Annotated in this window: 26 protein-coding genes and 1 tRNA gene; 15 read left to right on the forward strand and 12 right to left on the reverse strand. The window is 62.6% G+C overall.

The window, feature by feature from the left end:
• Positions 1-55: 55 nt before the first annotated feature.
• The 7 genes from HMPREF2678_RS03430 to HMPREF2678_RS03460 form a co-directional block, all read right to left on the reverse strand.
• Positions 56-826, reverse strand: coding sequence for an ABC transporter ATP-binding protein (locus tag HMPREF2678_RS03430; RefSeq protein WP_034968754.1), 771 nt, complete (start codon positions 824-826; stop codon positions 56-58).
• Positions 827-893: 67 nt separating this feature from the next.
• On the reverse strand, positions 894-2,021 hold the full coding sequence (locus HMPREF2678_RS03435) for a FecCD family ABC transporter permease (RefSeq protein WP_034993171.1): 1,128 nt from the start codon (positions 2,019-2,021) through the stop codon (positions 894-896).
• Positions 2,018-3,175 (reverse strand): ABC transporter substrate-binding protein, encoded by a 1,158-nt coding sequence (locus HMPREF2678_RS03440; RefSeq protein WP_083303404.1) that lies wholly within the window; start codon positions 3,173-3,175, stop codon positions 2,018-2,020. The genes HMPREF2678_RS03435 and HMPREF2678_RS03440 overlap by 4 nt, the downstream gene beginning before the upstream one ends.
• A gap of 161 nt (positions 3,176-3,336) precedes the next feature.
• Positions 3,337-4,698 (reverse strand): MATE family efflux transporter, encoded by a 1,362-nt coding sequence (locus tag HMPREF2678_RS03445; RefSeq protein ID WP_246817871.1) that lies wholly within the window; start codon positions 4,696-4,698, stop codon positions 3,337-3,339.
• A 429-nt stretch (positions 4,699-5,127) separates the two neighbouring features.
• A tRNA-Pro gene (locus tag HMPREF2678_RS03450) sits at positions 5,128-5,204 on the reverse strand.
• A 123-nt stretch (positions 5,205-5,327) separates the two neighbouring features.
• Positions 5,328-6,320 carry a metallophosphoesterase gene (locus tag HMPREF2678_RS03455; RefSeq protein WP_371325829.1) on the reverse strand — a complete coding sequence of 331 codons (993 nt, stop codon included), beginning with the start codon at positions 6,318-6,320 and terminating at the stop codon, positions 5,328-5,330.
• Positions 6,321-6,393: 73 nt separating this feature from the next.
• Positions 6,394-8,628 carry a transglycosylase domain-containing protein gene (locus tag HMPREF2678_RS03460; RefSeq protein ID WP_246817872.1) on the reverse strand — a complete coding sequence of 745 codons (2,235 nt, stop codon included), beginning with the start codon at positions 8,626-8,628 and terminating at the stop codon, positions 6,394-6,396.
• Positions 8,629-9,079: 451 nt separating this feature from the next.
• On the opposite strand from HMPREF2678_RS03460, the gene HMPREF2678_RS03465 reads away from it, so the two are divergent.
• The 4 genes from HMPREF2678_RS03465 to HMPREF2678_RS03475 are packed head-to-tail and all read left to right on the forward strand — an operon-like array spanning position 9,080 to position 11,024.
• On the forward strand, positions 9,080-9,454 hold the full coding sequence (locus HMPREF2678_RS03465) for a WhiB family transcriptional regulator (RefSeq protein ID WP_034980087.1): 375 nt from the start codon (positions 9,080-9,082) through the stop codon (positions 9,452-9,454).
• 41 nt (positions 9,455-9,495) lie between these two features.
• Positions 9,496-9,654, forward strand: a complete 159-nt coding sequence (locus tag HMPREF2678_RS10175) for a Sp36 family protein (RefSeq protein ID WP_011274258.1) — start codon at positions 9,496-9,498, stop codon at positions 9,652-9,654.
• Positions 9,655-9,697: 43 nt separating this feature from the next.
• Positions 9,698-10,165: a RidA family protein gene (locus tag HMPREF2678_RS03470; RefSeq protein WP_070550909.1), complete on the forward strand. Its 468-nt coding sequence runs from the start codon at positions 9,698-9,700 to the stop codon at positions 10,163-10,165.
• 28 nt (positions 10,166-10,193) lie between these two features.
• A complete protein-coding gene (locus HMPREF2678_RS03475) occupies positions 10,194-11,024 on the forward strand; it encodes an MBL fold metallo-hydrolase (protein WP_034968773.1) in 831 nt (276 codons plus the stop codon).
• 72 nt (positions 11,025-11,096) lie between these two features.
• Here the strand turns inward: HMPREF2678_RS03475 and glxR are convergent, their stop codons facing one another.
• A complete protein-coding gene (glxR, locus tag HMPREF2678_RS03480) occupies positions 11,097-11,780 on the reverse strand; it encodes a CRP-like cAMP-activated global transcriptional regulator GlxR (protein WP_034968775.1) in 684 nt (227 codons plus the stop codon).
• Positions 11,781-11,968: 188 nt separating this feature from the next.
• Between glxR and nth the strand changes: the two genes are divergently transcribed.
• Genes nth through HMPREF2678_RS03500 form a run of 4 tightly spaced genes read left to right on the forward strand, consistent with a single transcriptional unit; the run spans position 11,969 to position 15,590 of the window.
• On the forward strand, positions 11,969-12,793 hold the full coding sequence (gene nth, locus HMPREF2678_RS03485) for an endonuclease III (protein ID WP_043012394.1): 825 nt from the start codon (positions 11,969-11,971) through the stop codon (positions 12,791-12,793).
• Positions 12,794-12,802: 9 nt separating this feature from the next.
• Positions 12,803-13,498 carry a TlpA family protein disulfide reductase gene (locus tag HMPREF2678_RS03490; RefSeq protein WP_070550911.1) on the forward strand — a complete coding sequence of 232 codons (696 nt, stop codon included), beginning with the start codon at positions 12,803-12,805 and terminating at the stop codon, positions 13,496-13,498.
• Positions 13,495-14,376, forward strand: coding sequence for an NUDIX hydrolase (locus HMPREF2678_RS03495; RefSeq protein ID WP_034993165.1), 882 nt, complete (start codon positions 13,495-13,497; stop codon positions 14,374-14,376). Before HMPREF2678_RS03490 ends, HMPREF2678_RS03495 begins: the two co-directional genes overlap by 4 nt.
• Entirely contained in the window at positions 14,373-15,590 is a 1,218-nt protein-coding gene (locus HMPREF2678_RS03500) for a MarP family serine protease (RefSeq protein WP_034971934.1), read from the forward strand. The genes HMPREF2678_RS03495 and HMPREF2678_RS03500 overlap by 4 nt, the downstream gene beginning before the upstream one ends.
• 6 nt (positions 15,591-15,596) lie before the next feature.
• On the opposite strand, the gene HMPREF2678_RS03505 is transcribed toward HMPREF2678_RS03500, so the two are convergent.
• Positions 15,597-16,520, reverse strand: a complete 924-nt coding sequence (locus HMPREF2678_RS03505; protein ID WP_070550913.1) for an alpha/beta fold hydrolase — start codon at positions 16,518-16,520, stop codon at positions 15,597-15,599.
• A gap of 18 nt (positions 16,521-16,538) precedes the next feature.
• On the reverse strand, positions 16,539-17,048 hold the full coding sequence (locus tag HMPREF2678_RS03510) for a phage holin family protein (protein ID WP_034968785.1): 510 nt from the start codon (positions 17,046-17,048) through the stop codon (positions 16,539-16,541).
• Between the two features lie 93 nt (positions 17,049-17,141).
• On the opposite strand from HMPREF2678_RS03510, the gene HMPREF2678_RS03515 reads away from it, so the two are divergent.
• The gene (locus tag HMPREF2678_RS03515; RefSeq protein WP_034971931.1) at positions 17,142-17,927 is read left to right on the forward strand and encodes a Fic family protein; all 786 of its coding nucleotides are present in this window, start codon (positions 17,142-17,144) and stop codon (positions 17,925-17,927) included.
• A gap of 51 nt (positions 17,928-17,978) precedes the next feature.
• Here the strand turns inward: HMPREF2678_RS03515 and HMPREF2678_RS03520 are convergent, their stop codons facing one another.
• Complete coding sequence (locus HMPREF2678_RS03520) at positions 17,979-18,806, reverse strand: HAD family hydrolase (protein ID WP_070550914.1); 828 nt, start codon at positions 18,804-18,806, stop codon at positions 17,979-17,981.
• 154 nt (positions 18,807-18,960) lie between these two features.
• Here HMPREF2678_RS03520 and HMPREF2678_RS03525 point away from each other — a divergent pair, with 154 nt between their 5' ends.
• The 6 genes from HMPREF2678_RS03525 (at position 18,961) to HMPREF2678_RS03550 (ending at position 23,889) form a co-directional block, all read left to right on the forward strand.
• Entirely contained in the window at positions 18,961-20,163 is a 1,203-nt protein-coding gene (locus HMPREF2678_RS03525; protein WP_070550916.1) for a CpaE-like family protein, read from the forward strand.
• Positions 20,164-20,190: 27 nt separating this feature from the next.
• Positions 20,191-21,396, forward strand: a complete 1,206-nt coding sequence (locus tag HMPREF2678_RS03530) for a TadA family conjugal transfer-associated ATPase (protein ID WP_083303406.1) — start codon at positions 20,191-20,193, stop codon at positions 21,394-21,396.
• Complete coding sequence (locus tag HMPREF2678_RS03535; RefSeq protein WP_246817873.1) at positions 21,383-22,585, forward strand: type II secretion system F family protein; 1,203 nt, start codon at positions 21,383-21,385, stop codon at positions 22,583-22,585. The genes HMPREF2678_RS03530 and HMPREF2678_RS03535 overlap by 14 nt, the downstream gene beginning before the upstream one ends.
• A 127-nt stretch (positions 22,586-22,712) precedes the next feature.
• Entirely contained in the window at positions 22,713-23,108 is a 396-nt protein-coding gene (locus HMPREF2678_RS10600) for a DUF4244 domain-containing protein (protein WP_070550918.1), read from the forward strand.
• 112 nt (positions 23,109-23,220) lie between these two features.
• Positions 23,221-23,529 carry a hypothetical protein gene (locus HMPREF2678_RS03545; protein WP_034971924.1) on the forward strand — a complete coding sequence of 103 codons (309 nt, stop codon included), beginning with the start codon at positions 23,221-23,223 and terminating at the stop codon, positions 23,527-23,529.
• A 36-nt stretch (positions 23,530-23,565) separates the two neighbouring features.
• Positions 23,566-23,889, forward strand: a complete 324-nt coding sequence (locus HMPREF2678_RS03550; protein WP_070550920.1) for an Rv3654c family TadE-like protein — start codon at positions 23,566-23,568, stop codon at positions 23,887-23,889.
• Positions 23,890-23,901: 12 nt separating this feature from the next.
• Here the strand turns inward: HMPREF2678_RS03550 and HMPREF2678_RS03555 are convergent, their stop codons facing one another.
• Positions 23,902-25,266, reverse strand: a complete 1,365-nt coding sequence (locus tag HMPREF2678_RS03555; protein ID WP_070550922.1) for an alpha/beta hydrolase family protein — start codon at positions 25,264-25,266, stop codon at positions 23,902-23,904.
• Between the last annotated feature and the right edge of the window lie 9 nt (positions 25,267-25,275).

Consider the following 25,275-nt stretch of genomic DNA (forward strand, 5'->3'; position numbering starts at 1 on the left):
ACGTCGGAACATGAACGGAAATATTTTATGCGACTCGCCAAAGTTTAGCAGACCCTCATATTGCCCTTGACGTGGTGATCGCTACATTTCCATCACCGGTGGGCGTAATCGTTCCATCGACTCGGTAGACCTCGCGCAGCATTTCTTCGGTGAGCACATCCTCCACGGCTCCATGTGCGTAAACGGCGCCGTTGTGAAGCACTGCGATGCGATCGGCGAAGCGTGCCGCGTGCGAGAGGTCGTGCATCGTGACCACCACTGCCGCGGGTGCTTCAACGGCGTAGGTGCAAATGTGCTCCATGAGGGTCAGCTGATTGCGCAGGTCGAGGGCACTGGTTGGCTCGTCCAACAGAAGAGCTCGGGGACGGCGCACGATCGCCTGTGCGAAGCTCACCAGCTGGCGCTGGCCGCCGGAGAGCTGGGACATCGTGCGAGACTCGAACTCATTCAGACCCAGTCGTGTGAGTACCGCGCTGACTCTATCCTGGGTGGATGTGGCCACGCGCAGCCCACTGAATCCCGTGCGTGAGTGCTGGAGCGCCAGCAGCACCGATTCAAACACTGTAAGGGTGCTTTCCGGCGGGGGATCCTGTGGCAAATACACCGCGTCGGGTCCGGTGACACTGCCGCTGAATCGGCACAGCTGAGCCATGCAGCGCAGCAGGGTGGATTTACCAGCGCCATTGGGGCCTACAAGTGCGGTGACGGTTCCGGCGTCGATCCCCGGAAGAGACACGCCATTCAGGATCTGCGCTGCTCCATGGGAAAAGCTCAGGTCGGTGACCTGCAGCGCGGTGGCTGACGGAACCTTGGCGGGCTGTTCCACGAGGTTGTCCTTTCTGGGGTGAGGGAGGGGGCTGGAGCGAGAAGAAGTGAGGCGCGGCGACGGAGCTTTAGGTGGGAGAGGAGACGGTTCGGGGCCGGCGGCGCAGAACAATGAGGACGACGAACGCTGGCACGCCCACAATCGCCGTGATGATGCCGACGGGCAGGATCGCGCCGGGCTGGATCAGCTTGGAGACCACGGAGGCTGAGGTAAGCAAGAGTGCCCCGGAGAAGATGGATGTAGTGAGGAAAAAGCGCTGATCCTCGCCGACGAGCATCCTGGCGATGTGCGGGCCGACGAGGCCGATAAAGCCAATCGTCCCGGCCATAGAAACGGCAGTCGCAGCCATGAGGGAGACGCCCACCAGTGTGAGCGTGCGCAGCCTGTTGACGTTGATTCCCATGGACCTGGCGCGGTCGTCTCCCATTCGAAACGCCGTCAGCGTCCACGCATTGCGGTAGAAGAATGCAATGACGATCAGCGAGACGAGTGCCAGGAGGCCGATCTGGGGCCATTTGGCGCGCGTGAGACTGCCCATCGTCCAGAAGACCACCTGCTCTAGCTGGGTCTGCGAGGCGAGGTACTGCATCAGTGCCAGGAGCGCGTCGAAAAGGAACACGATTGCAATGCCTAACAAGATCATTCCCTCGGTGCCGGCGCTCTTTGACCGGGAGAAGAGGACAATCACCGCGCAGGCTGCGATGCCGAACACCCACGCGCTGCCGGCCATCCCCAGCGTTGCTCCAATTCCTGCCGCGGTGAATCCGGAGACGGTGGCGAAAGCGGCGCCGAAGCTGGAGGCAGCGGAAATGCCCAGTGTATAGGGCTCTGCGAGGGGGTTGCCCAGGATGGTTTGCATCTCTGCACCAGCGGCAGCGAGGGCAGCGCCGATGAGGACCGCCGTAATGGTCATTGGCAGGCGAATATCAAAGATGATCTGTCGGTCAACAGGGCGGGAATCGCTGGGGTGAAATAGCACATATATCGCCTCATTAGCAGGCATACTGCTGCCGATGAGGAAATCTGTGGCGGTGACTGCACATAGCAGAGCCGCGAGCCCGGCGATGATTGCCACCTTGCGCCTGCTGGCTGCTCGGTACCAGCTCACGCCGGGACGTTGACGTCGCGGGATGCTGTCTTTGTGATCCTTTCCGTTTACGGCAGGGATTGACCGTGTCGGGGCGACGTGGCTCATGGCAAACCAGTCCAGAAGGTGCCGCTCGCCTCCACGGGGAGGAATTTTTCGTGCAGTTCCTTCATGTCAGCCTGCGGGTCAATGTCGGCAAACAGGTCGGGGTGCATGGCCTTGGCGAACCACTCGATGGCCAGGTAGTTGTACGGAGAGTCGTAGAAGTGATGCCACGCGGCGTAGGCTCTCTTGTCCTTGACGGCTCGCATTTCCTTGAGGACAGGTTGCCCGTTAACGACGCGCTGAAAATCCTGGGCTGCCTGATCGGCGGACTCGTCGTAGCCGAGGGGGACAAAGCCAGTCTTTTTTGGCTGCTGCTTGGCATCAGTCCAGTCAGCGCCGGTGGCGATGATGACGTCCGGGTCTTTTCCAGCCAGCGCTTCGGGGGAGACTTGGCCTTGCTTACCTTCAATCATGTCGTCTCCCAGGTTCTTGCCGCCCGCTGCGGTGACCAGTTGAGCCAGGTTGGACTTGGCGAAAGTGGAGCAGCAGTCGAAGTAGCCGGGAGCCCGCCAGAGGAAGGTCGGGGTGGGAGTGGCCTTGGCTTTTTCCAACCGGTCGTGAACCATGTCCACCTTGGATTCGTAGAATCGGGCGTACTTCTCCGCCTCCTTTTCGTGCCCGAGCACTTTGCCGAGCAATCGCACGCTCGGTGCGGTGTTTTTCACCGGGTCGGTGAAGTAGTCGACGGTGACAGTGGGGATTCCGGCCTTTTCAAGGCCGTCGACGATGCCAGCGTCTTGGGCTGCCTCAAAACTGTTCGCAGAGACAATGAAGACATCTGGGCGGGACTCCAGGGCCTGTTCGACGGACATCGAGCCGTCGTAAACCTCGCCGGTCTGCTTGATATCCCCGATCTTCGAGAATTTCTGTTGGTACTTTTTGTACGTGCCGGGATCGTTCTGCTGCAGGTCATCGGGCCAGGCGACGATCCCCTGGAGCGGGTTTTCCTTGTTGAGGATAGCGGTGGTGTAGAGCATTCTCTGCCCACCCATGAGGATCCGCTCGACCTTCTTCGGAACCTCAACATTGCGCCCGAGGATGTCGGTGATCTGCTGTTTTTCTCCGCTGATTGCGGAGTGTGGTCCGTCGCTGGCGCTGCAGGCGGCGGTCATGAAGAGGCCGGCGGCGGCGACGGCCGAGACAACTGCGCGAGCCATGCGAAGATGAGGGCGCATGGGGGTTCGAGAACTGCGAGCCCTAAGTGTCGTGAGGGACAACTGTGTTCCTTTCTTTGGGTTGACTTACTTAGGTTAGCCACACCTTAAAGCAATGGCAATGCTTGGAGGTAGAAGCCGTTCTTCCACCGCCCCACGCCCCGTTAGGAAATTGAAGCGAGGTGTCGAGAATAGGTCCGCAATAGCAGCACGGCAGTGGTTGCGAAGCCCGCGATCAGTCCCCACCACACGCCGTAGCCCTCCCACCTCAGGAGCTTGCCCATCACCAGAATTCCGGGTACGCCGACTAGCCAATATCCAATGAGAGTGCAGCGCAGCCCAGAAGTGGTGTCCTTGAGACCCCTCAACAAGCCCACTGTCACGTTCTGAATTCCCTTAGAGAACTGCTGAAGCACGGCGAGGCACAGAAGCAGGACGGCGATATGGAAGGTGGTGGCGTCTGCACTTCCCAGGAACGGGCGCAGTACCCACCGCCCCAACAGGAGCCACAGTGCGCCCATAACCCCCAGGTACACGACCACGACGAGTAGCACGTGCCGGGTCACCGCACGCACCGCGTTGGCACCTTCGGCTCGTGCCCTCGTGATGAGCACCGACCCGCCGTGGGAGAAGCCGATGCAAACCTGGTAGACGATGTACGCCAGCTGGTTGACAACGTTATGCGCTGCCAACATCTGTGGGCTGAGGGTTCCCATCACCAACCCGGCGATTGTCGTAATCGCTGCCTCCGAGCCATAGGTCAGGCTAACTGGTACTCCGAGGCGCACGAGGTGGCGTATAGTCTCCCCGTCGCCGGCGCGGGGCAGAACCTGAAAGTAGGGTTGCAGCTCGGGTATACGCAGCACGACCACGCGGAAGGCTAGCAACGTGAATAGTTGGACGGTGGTCGTGGATAGCCCGATGCCCGCCACCTTCCATGTGTCCGACGTTGCCCAAGCCATAAACGACCAGTTCAGGGCGATGTTGACGAAGATTGATACCAGCGTGATGGCAAGCAGGGAGCCAGGCTTGCGCATGCCCACCGCGAACTGGCGCAAGACGTTGAGCCACAACATGGGGATGAGTCCCGGCGCCAATGTGAGGGTCATGGCGAAGGTGAGACGGGCGACCTGCTCGTCGATAGGCAGAGCAAGAACCAGTGCGCCGAAGGTGATGACCAGTAGCGCGCCGAGGATCGCAGTGCCTGTGCCTACGGCGAAGGAGGATCGCACGGCTCGCCGGATCCGCTCCGCGCCTTCCTCCGAGGGCTGACCAGAGGCTTCCTCCCGCTCCATCTCTGCCGCAGCCTCGGCCACGAGATTTGAGCTGGCCGTCACCATGCCCACGCACATCGTGCGGATCTGGTTGTATAGCTGCATGGCCAAGCCACCGCCAGCGATCGCCAGCACCCCCACGGATTGCAGCATCAAGACGTCCGTGGTGGTCAGCGCCACCCCGGCGAGCTGCACCCCGGCGATGGGAAGAGAAATTCCAAGGACTTCGCGGTACTTCTGAATGGAGTTCAACCTCGCAGCCACCCTCATCTCCGCACCGCGCTGCATCGTGGCGCCTGGCAGTTGGCACACAAGGAACGCGAATCGTGGTAGGTGCGCAGCAAGACGGAACCGGTCGCTTTCTTCCCGCCCAGGAGATGCGGGGCATTACGGGTGAGGACACGTAGCGACGGGCCGGAATTGGCTAGGTGTTCCATGGTTGCGCTTGTTGAGCCTTGTCTCGTGAGGGGAAGTTTCTAATTGTCCCGGGCTGCCTGCGATGCAATCCCGGTGGCCACAGTGGTAGTGAGCCTTGCGGAAACAAACCTTTGGAAACATTAGGTAAGGCTAGGCTACTAACGCGGGGGCTATTAACTTCTTACACGGTGGGCAATGGGGAGTGCAAGGATGCGAAAAAGCCCCAGCCTGTGACCCGTGTGGGCCACTGACTGGGGCAAAATCTGGTCGGGATAACAGGATTTGAACCTGCGACCCCCTCGTCCCGAACGAGGTGCGCTACCAAGCTGCGCCATATCCCGGTCTGGAGCGGCACGCTAGTTTTGCAAACTGTGCAAAGCCAACGGCTGCAACTCGAATTACTATAGCCCGCACGAGGTGTATTTTTCAAAATGGCAGCGTATCGCACCTTTTCGGCTACCCAGCTACTCCGCCGGCTTCTCCACGATGTGGATCAACGTCGCCGACGGGCGGCAGAAAATGCGGAAGGGCACGTACTTAGAGCTGCCCAGCCCGTTGGTCACATGCAGCCACATGCGCTCGGTCCAGCGGGAAAGCCCGCGCGCCCGGCTCCTGTCGATGCCGCAATTCGTCACAATCGCGCGCCCACCCGGCAGGCATAGCTGCCCGCCGTGCGTGTGACCGCTCAGCACCAGCTGGTATCCATCGGCGGCAAAGCTATCCAGAACGCGCGGTTCCGGGGAGTGGCTTAGCCCGATGGCCAGGTTGGCGTCATTATTAGGGCGACCAGCGATCCGCGAGTAATCGTCCAGATCGTGGTGAGGGTCGTCCACTCCCGCGATGGCCAGCTTGATCTTGGCCGGGCTGGCGAGGGATCCTGTGGCGGCGGGGTCGATGGCGAACTCGACGGTGGCGTTCGAGGCATCACGCCAGCCCCGTTCGATGAAGGCCGCGCGCATGCCCTTCCACGGCAGCTCCTCCTTGGAGGGCTTGCGCTTCTTTCCGAGCAGATAGATGAACGGATTCACCGGCCGCGGCGCGAAGTAGTCGTTGCTGCCGAAGACGAACACGCCGGGGCGCTCCAGCAGTGGCCCGAGCGCGCGCAGTACCCCCGGCACGCCTTCCTTCTCGCCGAGGTTGTCGCCCGTGTTGACCACCAGGTCCGGGTCCAGGCGGTCCAGCGCAGCGACCCACTCCTGCTTTTGTCGCTGGCTGTCCAGCATGTGCAGGTCGCTGACGTGCAGCACCCGGAAGCTGTCCCAATCGTCGGGTAGCGTGCCGGGTTCTAGCAGTGGCACCGTTACCTCGTGTAGCTGGAACTTGAGGGTTTCTCTATATGACGCCGCAGCGACCGCCGCGCCGACCGCCCCAATTCCGAGCGCGCATTTCAGCACGTTGGCGGGGGTGAGTAGGCGTGTGCGGGACTGGGGTTGGGAGGTTCGGCGTTGATTCTTCACGCTCTCCAGCGTATCGCTTCCCGCGCTGGCGGGAAGTGTGCGCCGGGCTGGGTGGCTCAGTGCCGGGTGGTGGCTACTGGAACTGGCGCAGGAAATCGTCGAGGTCTTCCAGTCCCCGCTGGACTTCCGGCGGCAGGTTGAGTTCCGGCGGCGGGCTATCCGCTGGCTGTGGGCGGGTTGTGCCCTCCCCTCCACCGGAGCCATTTCCCGAATTGGATGACGAACCCCACTTGCCGGGATCCGTGCCCGCGTCGTACTTCTTGTCGTAGCTAGGTAGCTTCCCGCCACCGTACTTGTCGATCATCGGCTTGGAGGCTTCGAAGAAGATCCGGGCGGGCTCGTTACCGCCGTAGAGGTTGCCAGAGCCACACTGGCGCACCGGGGAGGTACACAGGTTCTGGGGAGTTCCACCGTCGTTGAAGATGTAGGTGGAGCCAGCCCAGCCAGGCGTGAAGCCCAGGAATGCGGCAGAGAAGCTGGTTTCCGTCGTACCGGTCTTGGCGGATACCGAGGCACTCCAGCCTTCCGCCCGCGCGGCGGCTGCGGCCGTACCGCTTTGTGCATCGCTGCCCATGCCGTTGGCCAGCGCGTCGGCGATGGACTTGTCGATGGCCTGCTCGCAGTCGGCCTCCTTCAGTTCAACGGCCTCGCCGTTGCGATCCTTAATAGACAGAACGGGCAGGGGTTCGCACCAGCGCCCGTGGTCGGCCAGGCTGGCTGCCACGTTGGATAGTTCCAGCGGGTCGACGGCGGTCGGTCCCAGCACGAAGGATCCCAGGTTGTTGTCTTTCACATAGCTTTCCACGGAGTTTTCGCCGTCAAAGCTGCCCTTGTCCTTGTAAGAGCGCAGACCCAGCTTGATGGCGATATCCACGATGCGCTTCATACCGATCTTCTCAGCCATTTCGATGAAGGGGGTGTTCGGGCTGGTCGCCAGGGTCTCCTTCAATGTCATATTCGGCTTGTAAGCGCCCGCATTCTCCACGCAGTACTTGTTTGCGGGGCAACCTCGCGCACCGCCGGCGCCCATGCCTTCAACTTCGGCGCGGGCGGGCACGGCAAGGTTGGTGTTCAGACCCATTCCTTCCTCCATCGCGGCGGCCGCGGCGAAAATCTTGAACACGGAGCCCGCGCCGTGGCCCTGCAGGGAGTGCGTCAGCGGCAACACGGATTCCCGCTTCTTCTGGTTCAGCCCGTACGTGCGCGACGATGCCATGGCCAACACCTGGTGTTTTCCATCGATCGGGGCCAGATAGTCGGTCGCGGCCGCTACACCGTCCTGATCGGGGGCGACCTTACCGCGGGCAGCGTTCTCCGCGCTCCTCTGCGCCTTCGAATCGAGGGTGGTGCGGATGGTGTATCCGCCCTTCGTGATCTCGTCCTTGGAGATTCCCTTTCCTTCCAGGTACTGCAGGACGTAGTCGCAGAAGAATCCGGAACGGCCAGCGCCGATGCAGCCGTTGGTTGGTATCGCTGGCTCTTCCAACACGCCCAAAGGCTTGGCGGCTAGCTCATCGGCCTTGCTCTGGGGCAACGTCTTCGCCGTCACGCGCGCCTGCAGAACGGCGTTGCGGCGTTTCTTGGCGCCTTCCGGGTTGGTGTACGGGTCTAGCGCGCTGGTCGATTGCACAATGCCGGCCAGGAAGGCCGACTGGTTATCATCCAGGTCCTCTGCGTTGACACCGAAATATGTCTGCGCAGCCGCCTGCACACCGAACGCGCTATTGCCGAAAGAGACCAGGTTGAGGTACCGGGTTAGGATTTCATCCTTAGATAGCTCCCTGTCCAGGTCTCTCGCCATCTTCATCTCGCGCAGCTTGCGGGGCAGGGAGGTCTCGATGGCCTGCGCTGCCTCGTCCTCGTTCTCCGCATCAATCAACCACAGGTAGTTCTTCACATACTGCTGGTTAATCGTCGAGGCGCCCTCGGAGACCCCGCCGCTGGAAAGGTTCGCCAGAGCCGCACGCATGGTGCCACGGATATCCACGCCCTTGTGGTCGTAGAACCGTCGATCCTCGATGGCCACGATGCTGTCCTTCATGGCCCGAGAGATCTTCTTCGACGGCACCTCCGTCCTGTTTTGGTTGTATATCCAGGCAATCGTCTGGCCATCCCGGTCGGTGATCCGCGAGCGCAGCGGCACAGTGTTGTTCTCCGAGATGTCCTGAACGTTGGAGTTCATGGTGTCCGTGCTGGCGTTTACCACCCATCCGCTTGCGCCCGCGAAAGGCAGGATTGCGGCAGCGAGCAGCACGCCACCGGCCAGGATGGCGAGGAAGAGTTTAAGAAATGGCTTCGGTGCGTCCACGCGTAACACCTTAACCCACGCCCCGGACAACCCTTTGCCCTTTCTTTAGGACGCCCTCCTTCCCCACCGCTGGGGGTGCTGCGTCCCCCCGACGGGGTATGCGCATATAAGTAGGCAACGCCTGTTCGGGCTACAGGGCTGGATCCAACCAGCCATGTGATTTACGCCACTTTGTTTGGTGGTGTGACCAGCGGGATTGTGAGGGCGTCAAAAAGAAGAGCGAAAACGCAGGAAGTTAGGCGTATGGCTGAAGGTGGCTCCCTGAATGCTTACAGCGAAATGTCATGTGGATATCAATTACCCCCAAAATGTGACGCATTCGACACTTCTAAAAACTTGTGAATAAAATTACCAGTAGAGCAAGCCTCCAAGGCAGTTGGCGGCAACAGAAACCAGCCGGCGCACAAGGCGCCACAGCCACACTGTCAGGGGCACGTTTCGGAGGAAGAGAATGACTGCATCGCTTGCCCGCACGACGGCCAACAGTGGCGCCAAGCCGACCTGCCAGCCAGCCGAACAAATCACGACCCGCGAGTCCTTCAACAACCGCGGTGAGTGGATTACGCAGGCGCACTGCCGCAACGTGGATCCGGACGAGCTATTTGTAAAGGGTGCAGCGCAGCGCAAGGCCGTAGCGATCTGCCGCCACTGCCCAGTGGTGCTGCAGTGCCGTGCCGATGCTCTGGATAACAAGGTGGAATTCGGCGTGTGGGGTGGCATGACCGAGCGCCAGCGTCGTGCACTTCTGCGCAAGCACCCCGAAATCAACAGCTGGGCGGACTTCTTCGCAGGCCAGCTGGAGGCTACCCAGGCAGCAAAGCAGTAATTGCCGCAGTAAGAACTTCCGCACGCGCTACAGTGGTGGCCATGACTAACTGGGAATACGTAACCGTACCGCTGCTCACTCACGCCACTAAGCAGATCCTGGACAACTGGGGTCAGGATGGCTGGGAGCTCGTATCCGTCCTGCCTGGCCCGACCGGCGAGCAGCACGTGGCATACATGAAGCGCCCGCTGGAGCAGTAAAAACTAAAAGCTAGAAACCACAAGCTCAAGCACACGAAAACACATGGCACAGAACAATTTCCACGCAAAGCTCGAGGAACTGGGTCTGCAACTACCGCCGGTGGCCGCACCAGTGGCCGCCTATGTTCCCGCCGTGCGCAGCGGCAATATCGTCTACACTTCCGGCCAGCTGCCCTTCGTCGACGGTGCATTGCCCGTCACGGGTCTGGTAGGCGCCGATGTGACAGAGGAGCAGGCTTATGACGCCGCCCGTACCGCCGCACTGAACGCCATTGCCGCCATCGACGACCTGGTGGGTATCGAAAACATCGAGCGGATCGTGAAGGTCAACGGATTCGTAGCCTCTACGGCCGACTTCGGTGGCCAGCCGGGAGTGATTAACGGGGCTTCGGAACTGTTAGGCCAGATTTTCGGCGAGGCTGGTGTGCACGCCCGCGCCGCAGTCGGTGTGGCCGCACTGCCGCTGAATGCCCCCGTAGAGGTAGAAATCATCGCGCAGATCAGCGCATAATTTGGCGGTTCGATCTACACTGGGAGGCATGGAGCACCCTGCTTATAGCCAACTACGCCCAGTAACCCCGAACGTCGGCGTCGTACTCGCGCCGAACCCCAGCTACGCTGCCCTGGAAGGTACGAACTCCTGGGTGATTCGAGGGGAAAACGACACAGTATCCGTTGTGGTGGATCCGGGTCCGCAAGACGAAGGTCACCTGAACGTGCTGAACACCAAGGCCACCGAAGGGGGCGCAAACATCGGAGTTGTGCTGCTGACGCACCGCCATGCGGATCACGCCAATGGTGCCCAGCGCTTCCGTCAGATCTCCGGTGCGCCGATCCGCGCCTTCGACAAGCAGTACTGCATTGCCGCTGACGAGCTTAAGGACGGGGAGATCATCTCCTTCGAAGGCCTGACCCCGACCATTGAGGTTGTGCACTGCCCTGGTCACACCTCCGACTGCGTGGCCTTCTTCATCCACTCCAACGGTGGTACCGATGATTCCGACGTGGAGGGCATCATCACCGGCGATACTCTGGCCGGTCGCCACACCACCATGATCTCCGAGACCGACGGCGACCTGGGGGCTTACCTGGAGACGCTGGCTAAGCTGCGCGAGCGCGGACAGGACAAGCCACTGCTGCCGGGCCACGGTCCGGATCAGCCGAACCTGGCCGAGGTGGCACAGAAGTACATCGACCGTCGCGAGCAGCGCCTGGAGCAGGTCAAGGAAGCTCTGAAGAAGCTGGGCGACGATGCCTCGGTGAACGACATTGTGGATGAGATCTACACGGATGTCGACCCGGTTCTGCGTAACGCAGCCGCACAGTCCACTCGCGTGACGCTGCGCTTCCTGCGCGGCGATGAAAACTAGCGCGCGCTACCCCCTAGCGCTCAACCCCCAGTGCAGCGCTAGCGCTGGCTTGCACCGCTTAGCGTTTAGCGCTTAACGAGCGCGCTTAGCCAGGCGCTCAGTGTCGGAGATCAGCACCGACTTGCCCTCCAGGCGGATCCAACCGCGGTGGGCGAACTCTGCCAGCGCCTTGTTCACCGTCTCGCGCGAAGCGCCCACCAGCTGGGCGATCTCTTCCTGCGTCAGGTCGTGGTGCACGCGCAGCGCCGTGCCCTCCTGCGTGCCGAAGCGGTTGGCCAGCTGCAGCAGAGCCTTGGCCACGCGGCCGGGAACGTCCGTGAAAATCAGGTCCGCCAGGGAGTTGTTGGTACGGCGCAGACGGCGAGCCAGCACGCGCAGCAGCTGCTCGGCGATCTCCGGGTGCTCGCTGATCCAGTTGTGCAGCATGACGGAATCCATCGTCGCTGCGTGGAGCTCCGTCACGCAGACGGCAGATGAGGTGCGCGGGCCCGGATCGAAGATAGACAGCTCGCCGAACATGTCGGATGGCCCCATGACCGTCAGTAGGTTTTCGCGCCCATCGACCGAATGACGGGCGAGCTTCACCTTGCCGCTGATGATGATGTACAGACGGTCGCCGGGCTCGCCTTCTTCGAAAATGGTGGTGCCACGCGGGAACTTGACGGTATCCAGCTGGTCAATAAGGGTACGCACCGCGGTGGGTTCAACACCTTGGAAGATGCCTGCCCTTGATAGTATCTCGGATACTTCTGCCATCCTAAGTTTCACTTCCGTTTCTGGCGTCGCGGTGGCTGGGGTGACCACCTGGTCTATGTCGCGCTCGAATGTAGGGTTCGTCTCTTTTGTTAAACCATACCCAACTATGTCACAGACCTAATCCGAGCCCGGGTACATTAGGAATATTATCGATCAGTTCTGCCGATTCTGAAGGTTCCACAGGTTCCATGTCCGCTGAAGGTTCCATGTCTGCTCAGCCCACGCCCCCGACGCTACCCCGCATCGGCTCGCACATCGCGGCGAAGGGAAAGGAAACCCCTCTGGGGCGCAAGCGTCGCGCCCGGAAAATCAACCGCACCCTCGCCGTGGCCTACCCGAATGCATTCTGTGAGCTGGACTTTAGCAATCCCCTGGAGCTGCTGGTAGCCACCGTTCTGTCCGCCCAGTGCACGGACAAGCGCGTGAATGCTGTGACCCCGGCGCTGTTCCGTCGCTATCGCACCGCGGCCGACTATGCGGAGGCCAACCTCGAGGAGGTCGAACAGATCATCAAGTCCACTGGCTTTTATCGCTCCAAGGCTAAGAGCATCGTCGGCCTCGGCCAGGCCATCGAGGACAACTACGGCGGCGAAGTCCCGGACACGTTAGAGCAGCTGGTGAAGCTCCCCGGCGTGGGGCGCAAAACCGCCAACGTGGTGCTCGGCAACGCTTTCGACACCCCGGGCATCACCGTCGATACGCACCTGGGGCGTTTGGCTCGTCGCTGGAAGCTGACGGAGCACGAAGACCCCGTGCAGGTCGAACGCGACCTCATGGAGCTCATCGAGCGAAAAGAATGGACCCTCTTTTCCCACCGGGCGATCTTCCACGGCCGCCGCATTTGCCACTCCCGCCGGGCAGCCTGTGGAGCCTGCTTCCTGGCACACCAGTGCCCTAGCTTCGGGGTCGCGGGGCCGGCTGACCCCGAGGTGGCGTCCACAATGATTAAGTCGGACGACCGCGAGCACCTCCTGGATATGGCGGGGTTCGGGCCGAGTGGCCAGGTAGACTGATTTCTTGTTATGTCTGCACCTGTCGAACACTCCGCTCGCACGCGCGCGATCATCATCGCCGTCACGCTGGTCGTCGGTATTGCGATTGCTTGCGTGCCGCTGGTCATGGCGTTGCGCGGGGATTCTGCGGACAACGCGGGTGGGGCTAGTTCTTCGGTGGAGGACGCCCCCTCGGCCTCCGCCGCCGAAGGTCCTGTCGAGGTCACGCACAAGGTCCGCTGCCCGGAAGGCGCGGGGGAGGCCTCCGTGAGCCCTCACGCTGAGCTGCAGGACGTGCGCCTGCCGTGCCTGACGGAGGGCAGCACGGACGGTAAGAGCAGCGCCGACGCGAAGGCGAGTACCTCCCTGGCCGAGCGCCTGGCCGGCAAGCCCGCCGTCGTGAACGTGTGGGCCTGGTGGTGCGCGCCGTGCCGCAAGGAACTGCCGATGATTCAGCAGCTCGCCGCCGACCACCCCGAGTGGAACGTCGTGGGCGTGCACCTGGATGTGAAGGGCCAGGCCGGTGCCGACATGCTGCGGGATCTGGGCGTGGATGGCCTGCCGAGCTTCCAGGATTCCAACCACACCTTCGACTCCGCGGCGAAGCTGCCGAAGGTCGTGCCGCTGACCGTGGTCTACCGCCCCGACGGCACCCGGGCGCGCCTGTACGCGCAGACCTTCCGCAGTGCAGAGGAGATGGAAAAGGCGGTGAAGGAAGCCCTATGACCCGCCCGAGTTCGCACCTAGCCCAGTGGCTCGCCCATGCGCAGACCCAACCGGAACTGTCCGCCGACCTGCCCGAATGGCTGCGCGGCTTCGCCCGCGACTGCCGCGAGGTGGACATCCACCAATACCTCAACGACTCCGCCCGCATCGTCCCGGAGACCGACGAGCACGGCCGCCCGCCGCGCTACTCTGCGGTGCTGATTCTTCTTTCAGGTGACGCCACCTTCATCCGCCCCGCCGGCGCCACAGGAAGGCAGGCCATCCCCGCCGACGCAACCATGCTGCTGACCCACCGCGCGCCGACGATGCGCAACCACAGCGGACAAGTGGCCTTCCCCGGGGGAGGCGTGGAGGAAGCGGACGCTGGGCCGATCGACACTGCCCTGCGGGAGGCCGAAGAGGAAACAGGGCTGAACCCGGACACGGTGGAGCCGTTTGCAGTGCTGCAGCCGATCTACATTGATCGCACGAACTTCGCGGTGGTGCCGGTGGTGGCGTGGTGGCGTCATCCCCATCGAGTAGAGTGCCCCACGACCGAAAACGATTGGGTAGAGCCCTACCCGCTGCCCGAGCTGGTCAACCCTCAACAGCGCTTCGAGGTCGGGGTGTACGGCTGGCGTGGCCCCGCCTGGACGCTGCCCATCGGTGAGGAGAAACCGCTGGTGCTGTGGGGCTTCACCGGAGGCGTGATCAACGCGCTCTTACGCCGCGCAGGCTGGGAGGAACCCTGGTCCAGCGGCGGAAGCGAAGATGATACCGAAAGGCCGCATAACCTCTTTACAACCCTGGCCAGCTCCGCCAACGGCGAGGCGCTAGGGGAGATGAAAGAAGGGTTCGACAGAGCAGAAGAACAAGGCAGAAACGGAGGCGCACCATGACCGGGATGACGGGAGCAACGATCCTCGACATCGTGCTGGTGTTCGTGTGCCTCGGCGCGTTGACCTCCGGGTACCGCCAGGGCGGGTTTAGCGCTGCGCTGAGCTTTGTGGGCGTGATCCTCGGCGGCTTCTTCGGCGTGAAACTGGTGCCGATCGCGGTGCGAGTGGCGGAGGAAAACTTCAGCGATAACCACAGCGCCCGCTTCTTTGCGGCGCTGATCACGGTGACGGTGGTCGTGGTCGTGGGCTACGCCATTGGCTCCAGCATCGGCGCGAACCTGCGGGATAAGATCCGCACCCGCGAGCTGCTGCGATTGGAATCGGTCGTCGGCGCGATCGTGCAGGTTTTTACGACGCTGCTGATCGTGTGGCTAGTGCTGGTGCCAATTGCCACCGGAAACGTCGGCGGGTTCGGCAAAGCGATCAAGGGCAGCAAGATCCTCGGCGCGGTCGGCAATTCCGCCCCAGCCTGGTTTAAGCAGCTACCGGCGCAGACATCCCAGCTGATCAACGACTCGGGCTTCCCGATGATCGCGGATCCGATGGAGAACCTCCCGACCACGGAAGTCGACCCGCCTGACAACGCCTTAATGCGATCCCCGGCGGTCAAGAACACACGCGAAAGCGTGGTGCGCGTTGTGGGAGAGGCGGAACAATGCAGCCGCATCCTGCAGGGCAGTGGATGGGTGATCGACAAGGATATGGTGATGACGAACGCCCACGTCGTTGCCGGTACCGACAAGGTCACGCTGGCCACCAAGGACGGGCCACACGAGGCCAAGGTTGTCTACTACAACCCGCAGCAGGATATCGCGCTGCTGCACAGCGCCGACCTGCCCTTCGTGCCGATGAAGTGGGCCGAGGACGAGGGTAAGCAAGGGCAGGACGCAATCGTCATGGGGTACCCGCACGGCGGGCCGTTCCAGGCATCGCCCGCGCGTATCCGCGAGAAGTTCGTGGTCAGTGGCCCGAATATCTATGCCAATGCCCGCGTGGAGCGCGAAAGCTACTCGCTGCGCGGATCCGTGGTGCAGGGGAACTCCGGCGGTCCGCTGATTGACACGAACGGGCACGTGCTGGGGTTGGTCTTCGGTGCGGACGTGAATGAGAAGGACACGGGCTACGCTTTGACGAAGCAGGAAGTCCTCAGCCATGTCGGGGACGTGAACAAGCACCACGACAGTGCCGACACCGGGGCCTGCGTGGCGGAGTAGTGCCGCCTAGCGTGCGTTCGCCTGTTCGCGGATGATCTCTGCAATGCAGTGGGGATCTTCGACGTGCGGATAATGCCCCACGCCGAACAGCACCCGCCGGTCGGCCGTTGCGGCGCGCCGAGCGGACTTCTCCGCCAAGGCTTCGTCGAAAACGGGATCCATGTTGCCGTCGATGGCTAGCAGCGGCACCTCAACGTGGTCGGGGAAAGTCCGCTCGAACCTAGTGCCCTCGGGGCGGAAGCGGCTGCGGAAGGGCCAACGTAGGTATTCGCAGGAAAGATGTGCGACCTTATCCACCTGCATAGCTTCGCGGCGAAGTGTGGCGTTGCGGAAGTAGGCGTCCGTATCCCTAAAACCTGGGGCCACACCAGCCCTAAAGATCTTTTCGGCGGCCGCAGCGTTGTCCGCCAGCAACTTGCGCTCCGGAAGGCGCGGCAGCTGGGCGGAAAGAATGCGACGGGCGAAGTGCGGCTGGGAAAAAGGCTGCGCCAGAATGCCGCGGAAGCGCAACAGCGGGTTAATTGAAGACAAAGTGATGAAGCGGCGGACGCGATCCGGGTGGTGCGCCACCAACGTCCAGGCGACCATGCCGCCGTAGCCGTGACCGACCACCGTGGCGGTCGTGTAGCCCAGGCCCCGGATCACCCCGGCCATGTCGCTGGCTGCGGTGGTCAGGTCGTAGCCGCGTGGCGTTTTGTCCGAGCGCCCATAGCCGCGAAGGTCGACGGCGGCCAGGCGCAGATCCTCGCCAGCCAGCTGCTGCATTAGCGGGTGCCAGTCGAAGGCGCCACCGCCGAAGCCGTGGATGAACAACACCAACGGTGCGTAGCGGGGGCCTTGTACGTCTACACGAAGGCGCACACCCCGCGAATGCACGAAAGTGGCATGCGGGGTGTGCGGATCTGAAGCGTGGGGGTCTTCGGACGTCATGTAAAGAGCTTAAGGAATTTAGGTGTACATTCCCGACTTGCGGCCAGACGCAGAGTTCTTGCCACCCTGCGGGATGACGGTCTTTAGCTCGCTGACGGACTCGATGGTCTTTTCCGGCTTCTTCACGCCCTTGACCTGCTTCACACCAACCAGAGCCAGGATGATGACCAGCAGCAGCATGAACAGGAAGACGATCAGGAATGCCAGCCAGCGCGGCAGGAAGGTATCCAGAGCCTCGGCGATGGTGAAGAAGAGGAAGAAGGAGCTGTAGGCCAGGATGATGGCGGCGGCGCCGAACAGGCCCACACCGATGCCGGCCTTCTTGGCGGAGGTAGCGATCTCGGTCTTCGCCAGTTCGACCTCAGAACGGACGAGGGAGGAGACCTGTGCGGAAGCGTCCTTCACCAGATCGCTGATGCTGGCCTGGCCCTTGGCGTGGGTATCCACATCCGACAGTGGAATAGCGTTGACCTGCGGGTTAAAGCTATCGCGGTCGGTGAACATGCCTGCGCGATCTTTGTTGCTCACTGTAAAACTCCTGGGGGTTACACCTAATTGACTTCCCCTAGTTTGCCAGACCACGGGGAAGTTTGCGCGGGCGGGTGCATTATTGTCTTAAATATGTCTGACAATTCTGTGCACGATCCGCTCGCCGGACTGGCCGAACTGCCCGGCGTGCCGGAGGCTGTGGCCCAAGCCAACGACCATCTCGCGCGACTGCACCGCCACCCCGCGAACCTGCGTGGATGGGATGTCACGGGCGCGGAGGCTGTGCTGCGCGGGGCGCGGGCTTCGGCACAGCTGGACGGCGGTAGTCCGCGACTGCCCGAGGACGGCCAGGTGGAAGATCCGATCCTGGCCGGTGCGCTGCGTGCCGCCGAGCTGCTGGCGCCGGACGGGATCACGGACACGGTAACCACGTGGCGCCGCGCCCCGTTGCAGATCATCGCCCGTATTAATGCGGTGGCTAGCCCGCAGATGTCCGACCCAGCGTTTCGCCAGAAGGCCGCGGGCGACGCAGAGTTCCTGGTGCCGGGCCGCCCGCGCCGTTCGACGGATGCGCGCCTGCAGCTGCTGGGCAAGTTCATCGCTGGTGGGACGAAGGTGAATGCGACGGTGCTGTCTGCGGTGATCCACGGCGAACTGTTGGCTTTGCAGCCTTTTGCGGACGCCACCGGCGTGACCGCCCGCGCGTGCTCCCGTCTGGCGACCATTGCCACTGGCCTGGATCCGCGCGGTTTGGGTGTGCCGGAGGTGTGGTGGAACCGCAAGCGCGAGGATTACATGGCGAAGGCAGAGGCTTTCGCCAGCGGCACCCCGGAGGGCGTGGCCGAGTGGATTATTTTCCACGCCACGGGTCTGTCGGAGGGGTCGCTGGAAGGCAAGTCGATCGCGGACGCGAAGTAGCGGGCGCTGGGCTAGGCCACCGGGCTAGCTGCCGGCTGCGGGGCGCCGAGGCTAGGCCTCTTCGTCGCGCCCGCGCAGCCACATCGCCAGCCCAGTAGCGGCGATGCCGAGCAGTGCGAGTGTGGCGCCCGCCCCGGCCAGCACCGCTGCCTGGGGGAATAGCGGTTCGGGGCGGACGAATTGGCGGATCGGCCAGTCGGATTCGGTCGCCCGCTTCTTGAGGGGACGGTCCGGGTTCACGGCAACCGGGTTGCCCACCAGCTCCAGCATGGGGATGTCGGTGGCGGCGTCGGAATAAGCGTAGCTTTCGTCCAGGTCGTAGCCGTGTTCCGCGACGAGCTGCAGGATCCGTTCGACCTTGGCGTGGCCCTTGTTGAAGTGTGTGACGGCGCCGGTGAAGCGCCCGTCCTTTTCTTCTAGTTCTGTGGCAAACAGGTGGTCAACGCCGAGTTCTTTGGCGATCGGCTGCACCATGATGGAGGCCGAGGCCGTCACGATGGCGATGCGATGACCCATTTTGCGGTGCCATTCGATGAGCTCGCGCGCTTCGGTGTAGATGAACGGGGTGATGACTTCCTGCAGTGCGTCTTGGGCGACTTGGCGCAGCGGTTCGGATTCGCGATCCTTAATGATGCTGGTCAGCGCGTCTTTGGTGGATTCCAGGTTGTCTTCGGAATGGGTGGAGAGCATGTAGTTGCCCAGCATTGCCATCATCTTCAGCACTTCACCGGTGTTAAGCAGGCCGCGTTCGGCCATAGGGCGGCGGTAGGCCAGGGACGCCGACGTATCGATAATCGTCTTATCGAGGTCGAAAATAGCCAAAATCCGCCCATCGCCCGATGCGCGTGCTGGCTCCTGGTGCTGATTCACATTCGTCATTCTAATTACATCCCGTCCCTTATGTCACTCTTATCTTTTCCTGTTTCTGGTTATCCACAGGCTCTAGACCCTTTTTTGTGACGCCAACCCGACTTTTCCACAGCCAAAAAATCAGGGGTACTTTTACGACCGCTCAACTGACAGCCTTTGTTTCATGGGAGCAGGGAAGCCAGGCAAGCGGAAAAAGACAGCAGCAAAGAAGGCAACAGCGCGGAAGGCAGCAGCGACAGCCCCAGCGGGGAAGCTGAGGCCGGTGATTATCGACATCGCCGACCCGCTGTGGAATAACGAGGCGCGCATGGTGGCGGCTGTGACCAGGCGCCCCATGTTGGTGCACGACGGGGCGGACGAATCCACCGCAGAGCTGCTGCGTGACCTGGATCGGAAAGACGGATTTACGTGCCAAAACTCCGCCATCGTACTGAGCGATAGGGATAGCGAACTTACCCGCCACCGCCTGGTGCGCGCGATTCGCGTGGACGAATTGGAGCCCTCCCTGGACGCGGGCGGGGCGATGGTGCTGGCGGAGATGATCGGGGCGAACGATGTGATGCGCATCGCGGTGAGCTCCGCGGTGGGCGGCGCCGGGTCCAGCCTGTTTGCAGCCCAACTGGCCTATTACATGTCCTGCGAGGGAAGGCCCGCGGTTCTTGTGGACGCCGACCCGCATTCCTGTGGCCTGGATCTAGTGCTGGGCAAGGAAAGGCGGCCCGGACTAACCCGAAACCAGATCCCCGCCGACTGCGACTTCGAGCAGCTGCGCAGCCACCTGCTGATGTTGGGCTTCGACAGCGCGGGAGGCAAGAAGATTGGCGCTGATGGAGGAGCCGTGCCCGTGATTTACGCCGACCGCTATCCGACGTTCGGTGCACACAGCGGCGGCAGAGGCTTGGACGTGGGGCAGCTGGCCCATCTGATGCACGCGGACGACATGGTGGTGGATTGCGGGCGCAGCCTGCCGGTGGCCGATAGCGCCAGCGCCGGGTGGACGGAACAGTGGGGCGAGGCGGAACCAGACGTGCACATCCTGGTCGCGCCCTTAACCATCCAAGGGGTGACGGCCGCCAGCGCATTGCGTAATCGAATGCTGGAAAACGACCGTGCAAAACCACTGATCGTGCTGCGGGAAACTCCCGGGGCATCAACGTCCGTGGCCGTCGCGGCGTTGATGCTGGACGAGGCTCCAGTGACAGTGATCCGCCACGATGCCCAGTGCGCGTCCGCCTTAGACCGGGGTGAAGCCGAGTATTGGATCGAAAGTTCGCTGAAACATGACCGCGCTCGCGAACCGGTGCGTGAGGTGTGGGAGAAGATCCAGGGGATCATCGGCAACTGCGCGCTTCCGTTGGCGAGCTAGGGAATTGGGAGTAGGGGGGAGACCGTGGTGGCGTCAAGAAGGAAAAAGGCCGAGCGCAGCCAACCGGAACCGGAGCGTGGGCTGCTGGCTCTTGTGCGCGACGACCTGGCAGAACAGGGAATCAGTCGGCCGGATGAGCACGATCTTTCGCGCAGCCTGCACCTCCTTGGGGAGGCGAGCGTGGAGAATGTGCGCACGCTGCAGAGGGAATTCAGCGGGCTGGGGCCGCTAGCCGGGCCGCTGCTGGATCCGCAGGTGACAGATGTGGTGCTCAACGGTGATGGCGACGTGTGGGCGGACCGGGGTGCGGGGATGCAGCGCGTGGATAGCGTGAAGATCAGCGCCGAGAGCGCGCGGGATCTGGCGGTGCGCATGGCGACGATGTGCGGCGAGAGATTGGACGAGGCCCGGCCTTTCGCAGACGGAGTGTTACGCGATTTGCCTCCGGACGTAGCAGCGCAGGCGATTCGTGTGCACACGCTGCTGGCGCCCCCGGCGGCAGGCGGCAGTTGCATAAGCCTGCGGGCGATTACCGGGCAAAGGAACTCTTTGGACGCGCTGGTGGCCGGCGGGCTGGCTAGTAGGGAGATGGCCGAAGTGCTGCGGCGAATAGTGCGGGCGCGGCGAAACATTTTGATTAGCGGTGGGACGGGCGCGGGTAAGACAACGCTGCTGGCTGCGTTGCTGGCGGAAGTGGTCCGCGACCAGCGGTTGATTGTGGTGGAGGATACCCCGGAGCTGCTGATCGACCACCCTCACGTCGTTTCGATGGCGACCCGCGAAGGCAATGCGGAGGGCGCAGGCGCAATCACCATGACAACGCTGGTGAAGCAGAGTCTGCGCATGCGACCGGACCGCATCGTGGTGGGGGAGATCCGCGGGTCAGAGGTGGCCGATCTGCTGGTTGCGCTCAACACCGGGCATGCGGGCAGTGCAGGGACGATACATGCGAACGATCCGGCGAGCGTGCCGGGGAGGTTGGAAGCGCTCGGAGCAATGGCTGGGCTGGATCGGATGGCGCTGGCGCGCCAGGTGATCGACGGTATCGACGTGGTGTTGCACGTTTCGCGCACAGACCAGGGGCGACGGTTAACCCACATCGGGCGCTTGGTCGGAGACGAGCGGGCTCACATCGAAGTGCTGTGGCAGTGGCGCGGCGGAGTTGACAGCGGGGGTGGCGAGGTTGCCGAGGACCGCGAAGCGTTCGAGGAGTTCTGTGATGAACTGGGCTGATGGGGAGCTGATGATTTCCGTACTGGCGGTCGCTGCTGCCGTTCTGATGGTCACTTTCACCCTCAAGATCGTGGTTGGTCGGGTGCTGAAAACTCGTCGCCGGATGAAGTCCCTGGGCGAGGTGCGCGATGTGGTGGATGCCATTGCCCGCGAGGTGATGGCCGGTGGGCGTTCCCTGGACGCCGTCGAGCGTGCGTCGGAGGGGCTGAAAACTGAGGCGCTGCGCCGTGCCCTGGACGTGGAGTGTGCAAGAGTGCGCCTCGGCGCCGCGCCGGGTGCAGGGTCTGTCGGCGCTGGCGCTGGCGCTGGTGCGGCGGCGGGGGCTGCTGGCCCAGTAAACGCGGAAAGCAGCGACGCCCCTAGCCTCCTGTCCCACCTATTCCAGATCTGGGGCATTTCCCACCGTCACGGCGTGGGGTTAGCTGGGTTGGCGCGGGCGCATGTGACGGATATTGATGCGCAGCTGGCGCATATTTCGAAATCCACCTCCGCGACGGCGGGCGCACGCCTGACGGTGACGGTTTTGCTGGCGCTACCTGTCGGCGCGGTGGCGCTGGGGCAGGCCAGCGGGCTGGGGACACTGAACTTTCTGATAACTAACGTGCTCGGGGTGCTGCTCTTCCTCGCCGGGGTTGGCCTGGTGTGCGCGGGAACTCTGTGGACGGAGTACCTCAGCGAGTCTCTAACTACGTCTCCGCTAGGAGGAGTGGGCGTGCGGGCCGGTCCGGCCACACCCACGCCCATGGGGCCTCTGGACGCAGCCCGTGCCCTCGACGTCACTGCTGCAGCCCTGCACGCCGGAAAGGCACTGCTACCTGCATGGGAACTGGGGGTAGGGCAGTTGGCACGGGGTAATCGGAGTGAAGCCAGCGAAGGTCAGGATCTGCTTCAACACTCGCTCGCTCTTCTGTATTTAGGTGGGGGAGAGCAGGCCTGGCTCGCATTAGCCGATCATCCACTGTTTGGTCCCATCGCCCGCCAGGCAGCTCAGCAAACCCGCGCCGGAACATCGCTCGCCGATGGGATGCGCCAACAAGCTGAGCACCTGCGCCGGGTCGCTGCTGATAAGGCAACCGCGGGAGCCGAAAAGGTTCTCATCGCTTTGGCTGCACCGCTGACCCTCTGCTTCCTCCCAGCCTTCGTATTCGTGGGTTTGATTCCGCTGGCCATTGGTATGGCCTCGCTGTAGGGCACCACTGTAAAAGGCACGCGGAACACGGTAGGGGAAGCAGCGGCGGAGCAGTTTCGCACGACATTTATTCATCACTCACACGACACGGCGGCGCGCTCTTCGCGCCCCGGGAAGGACTCTGACCATGACCACTTCAACCATGACCGCACCGACCATGACTGCACCGACCACGGCTGCACCGATCACGACTGCGCCGGTAAGCCCGCAGCCTAGCTACGAGCCCTGCGCACAGACCATGGCAAACATTCAACTCAAGGCGGCCCCGGTAGAGACGGATCCGGCCTCCGGCGTAGCGGAAGAAACATACGCTGACCAGCATCCAATTGCTCGTTGGTGGAACCAGATTATTGGAGCAATCTACAGTCGTTACGCAGACGATAGGGGAATGTCCACAATTGAATATGCACTAGGGTGCGTCGCGGCGGCGGCCCTCGGCGCACTGTTGTACACGGTCGTCACCTCGGACACCGTAGAGCAGGCGCTCAGTGGAATCTTCGAAAAGGCACTGAACACCAAGTAACTGGCCGGGACTCAGGACGTCCCACGCCCACTGCACACCGCGCTCCGCGCGCCTGACCTTTCCCGGTTCGGGCGCGTGGGGCGTCAATAAAAGACAGCAATCAGGAACGAACATGAACACAGTCGAAGGTGCCATCGTCCTCACCGCCATGACCCTCGTCGCCGGCGGAGCCGCCACGGGATTGATCACCATGTCACAGGCCGCCGCAGCGCAGTCGCTGGCGCGGACCGTCGCCCGAGCCGAAGCGCGCGGTGGCGATGGGGTGGCGCTAGCCAGGGAAATTGACGCCACCGCCGCCGTCTCTACCTCCCACGAAGGCGGTGCGGATGCACCTCTTGTGAGGGTGAAAGTTACCAAGGACGGGGCTCTTTTTGACGTTCACGGCGAGGCCGTGACGATGGTGGAGCCGGACGGGGAATAGAGACAGTAGAGGGATGGGGAAGGTGGAGGTTGGCTAATGAGCACCGTCTACGGGGCGATGATCACGCTCGGCATCCTGTCGGTGGTGTCTCTGCTGGCGCTGGGGAGCGCGATGCTGGGGCACAAAGAGCAGGCCAGTACGGCCGCGGATCTGGCCGCACTATCGGCGGCGATGGTATTGCAAACCGGTGAGGGGGAGCCCTGCGGCACTGCCCGAAGTATCGCCGCTGCCAACGGTGCTGATGTGGAGAACTGCGAGGTCAAGGGCGAGTTTGTGACGGTAAACGTCATAACTCGCATGGGATCAAACTCGCGCATCCTTCCGCAGAAGGCGCAGGCCACGGCGGGGCCTGCGGAGTAGCACAGGAAGAGGCTATCCCTGGCGGAAAAGGTTAGCCAGGAAAGGTGTTGAATCCCGCTGGGATGCTGGCACCGTACCGCCATGGTCGGTGGGGTACCAGTGAACCTCGACCCGCTTGTTTCGCTTCTGCATGTCGCCGATGAACTGGTGAATCCACATGTCCGAATTCAAAATGATGCCGATGGGAGTGGGAACATCCTTATCTAGCAGACCGTGCCCCAGGAACACGGGCTTGTCATAGCCCGTGGCCGGGGTTTGCATGTAGGCGCGCAAAGCGGGCTCCAGGCCAGGAACCGTGCGCAACGGCTTGGAGAAAGCCCGGGCTACGTTGGTGCCTTTCAGGCTTTCCGAAAGCTCGGGGAGGCAGGACTCCTCGGCGGCCTTCACCATGCGCTTGCCCTCCGGGGTGAGGGCGGAATCCACATCCACGTTCGGGTTAGCCTCGCGGAACCCGGCCAGTATGTACAACGCATAGGTGTTCAACCCGGCGGGGAGAGGGACGGGTGGGAAAGAGGGGCTTCCGGCCAAAACAATCTCCTCCACATAGGCAGGAGCGCCGGTCGCCACCGTGCCCAGGAAGTTGAGTCCAGCCTGCTTGCTGCGCTGCGTTGCCCGTAGCGCCACGTGCAAGGCAGCGCCACCGCCTTGCGACTGGCCGATGACGGCCCACTTCTTGGACAGTGCCTGCCCGCCCTGTTTCACGGCTGGAAGGCTCTGAGCTGCGATAACGGAATCAACCACATTCGCGGCGGTGGACTTGCCGTTGAGGTAACTCATCAGCCCTTCCGTGCCCATGCCCGCATAGTCGCTAGCCACAATCGCATAGCCCTGTTTCAGCCAGTGATTCAGATAATCCGCATCGCGCGGCGAACGGGGGTTCATCGACGGAGTGCATTGATCAGCCAAACCCACCGTTCCATGCGCCCACGCCAAAACAGGCCAGCCACCGACTGGTGGCTTGCCCTTTGGGAAGAACATCGCGCCCGTCGATGGGGACACGGTTCCATGTTGATTGGTGGTGGAGTAGCTAAAGCGGAACTGCTGCCCCGCTGCGGACAATCCCACCGACGGATCCAGCGGAACCGAGTTCATCAGGACGCCCGCCGTGGCAGGAGTAGCGCCAATCTTCAGCCCACTATCCACAGGCTTTCCCGCGTAGGGTGCCGGGGTGCGCATCGGCACACCCCGGTTCACCAGGCTCGGGGCGCTGGACTGCAGGCTCGGGGCGCTGGACTGCGCGGCGGCCACGCCGGCCATGCCAGCCCCGTCTGTCACGTCAGCCATGCCGGACAGTGCTGCCAGCGACAGGGAGGCAGCTGCGGTTGCCGCTATGACTCTCCGGCGAGCAAAATACTTTTCTCCAACAAACGACCTCATGTGGGGAAG

The organism is Corynebacterium sp. HMSC058E07 (genome assembly GCF_001809885.1).
Taxonomy (GTDB): Bacteria; Actinomycetota; Actinomycetes; order Mycobacteriales; family Mycobacteriaceae; genus Corynebacterium; species Corynebacterium macclintockiae.

Bases quoted from the DNA above. Each gene is read 5' to 3' on its own strand.
- HMPREF2678_RS03435 (WP_034993171.1), bottom strand. From the start codon at position 2,021: ATGAGCCACGTCGCCCCGACACGGTCAATCCCTGCCGTAAACGGAAAG.
- HMPREF2678_RS03440 (WP_083303404.1), bottom strand. From the start codon at position 3,175: ATGGCTCGCGCAGTTGTCTCGGCCGTCGCCGCCGCCGGCCTCTTCATG.
- HMPREF2678_RS03465 (WP_034980087.1), top strand. From the start codon at position 9,080: ATGACTGCATCGCTTGCCCGCACGACGGCCAACAGTGGCGCCAAGCCG.
- HMPREF2678_RS10175 (WP_011274258.1), top strand. From the start codon at position 9,496: ATGACTAACTGGGAATACGTAACCGTACCGCTGCTCACTCACGCCACT.
- HMPREF2678_RS03470 (WP_070550909.1), top strand. From the start codon at position 9,698: ATGGCACAGAACAATTTCCACGCAAAGCTCGAGGAACTGGGTCTGCAA.
- HMPREF2678_RS03475 (WP_034968773.1), top strand. From the start codon at position 10,194: ATGGAGCACCCTGCTTATAGCCAACTACGCCCAGTAACCCCGAACGTC.
- glxR (WP_034968775.1), bottom strand. From the start codon at position 11,780: ATGGCAGAAGTATCCGAGATACTATCAAGGGCAGGCATCTTCCAAGGT.
- nth (WP_043012394.1), top strand. From the start codon at position 11,969: ATGTCCGCTGAAGGTTCCATGTCTGCTCAGCCCACGCCCCCGACGCTA.
- HMPREF2678_RS03490 (WP_070550911.1), top strand. From the start codon at position 12,803: ATGTCTGCACCTGTCGAACACTCCGCTCGCACGCGCGCGATCATCATC.
- HMPREF2678_RS03495 (WP_034993165.1), top strand. From the start codon at position 13,495: ATGACCCGCCCGAGTTCGCACCTAGCCCAGTGGCTCGCCCATGCGCAG.
- HMPREF2678_RS03500 (WP_034971934.1), top strand. From the start codon at position 14,373: ATGACCGGGATGACGGGAGCAACGATCCTCGACATCGTGCTGGTGTTC.
- HMPREF2678_RS03505 (WP_070550913.1), bottom strand. From the start codon at position 16,520: ATGACGTCCGAAGACCCCCACGCTTCAGATCCGCACACCCCGCATGCC.
- HMPREF2678_RS03515 (WP_034971931.1), top strand. From the start codon at position 17,142: ATGTCTGACAATTCTGTGCACGATCCGCTCGCCGGACTGGCCGAACTG.
- HMPREF2678_RS03520 (WP_070550914.1), bottom strand. From the start codon at position 18,806: ATGACGAATGTGAATCAGCACCAGGAGCCAGCACGCGCATCGGGCGAT.
- HMPREF2678_RS03525 (WP_070550916.1), top strand. From the start codon at position 18,961: ATGGGAGCAGGGAAGCCAGGCAAGCGGAAAAAGACAGCAGCAAAGAAG.
- HMPREF2678_RS03535 (WP_246817873.1), top strand. From the start codon at position 21,383: ATGAACTGGGCTGATGGGGAGCTGATGATTTCCGTACTGGCGGTCGCT.
- HMPREF2678_RS10600 (WP_070550918.1), top strand. From the start codon at position 22,713: ATGACCACTTCAACCATGACCGCACCGACCATGACTGCACCGACCACG.
- HMPREF2678_RS03545 (WP_034971924.1), top strand. From the start codon at position 23,221: ATGAACACAGTCGAAGGTGCCATCGTCCTCACCGCCATGACCCTCGTC.
- HMPREF2678_RS03550 (WP_070550920.1), top strand. From the start codon at position 23,566: ATGAGCACCGTCTACGGGGCGATGATCACGCTCGGCATCCTGTCGGTG.
- HMPREF2678_RS03555 (WP_070550922.1), bottom strand. From the start codon at position 25,266: ATGAGGTCGTTTGTTGGAGAAAAGTATTTTGCTCGCCGGAGAGTCATA.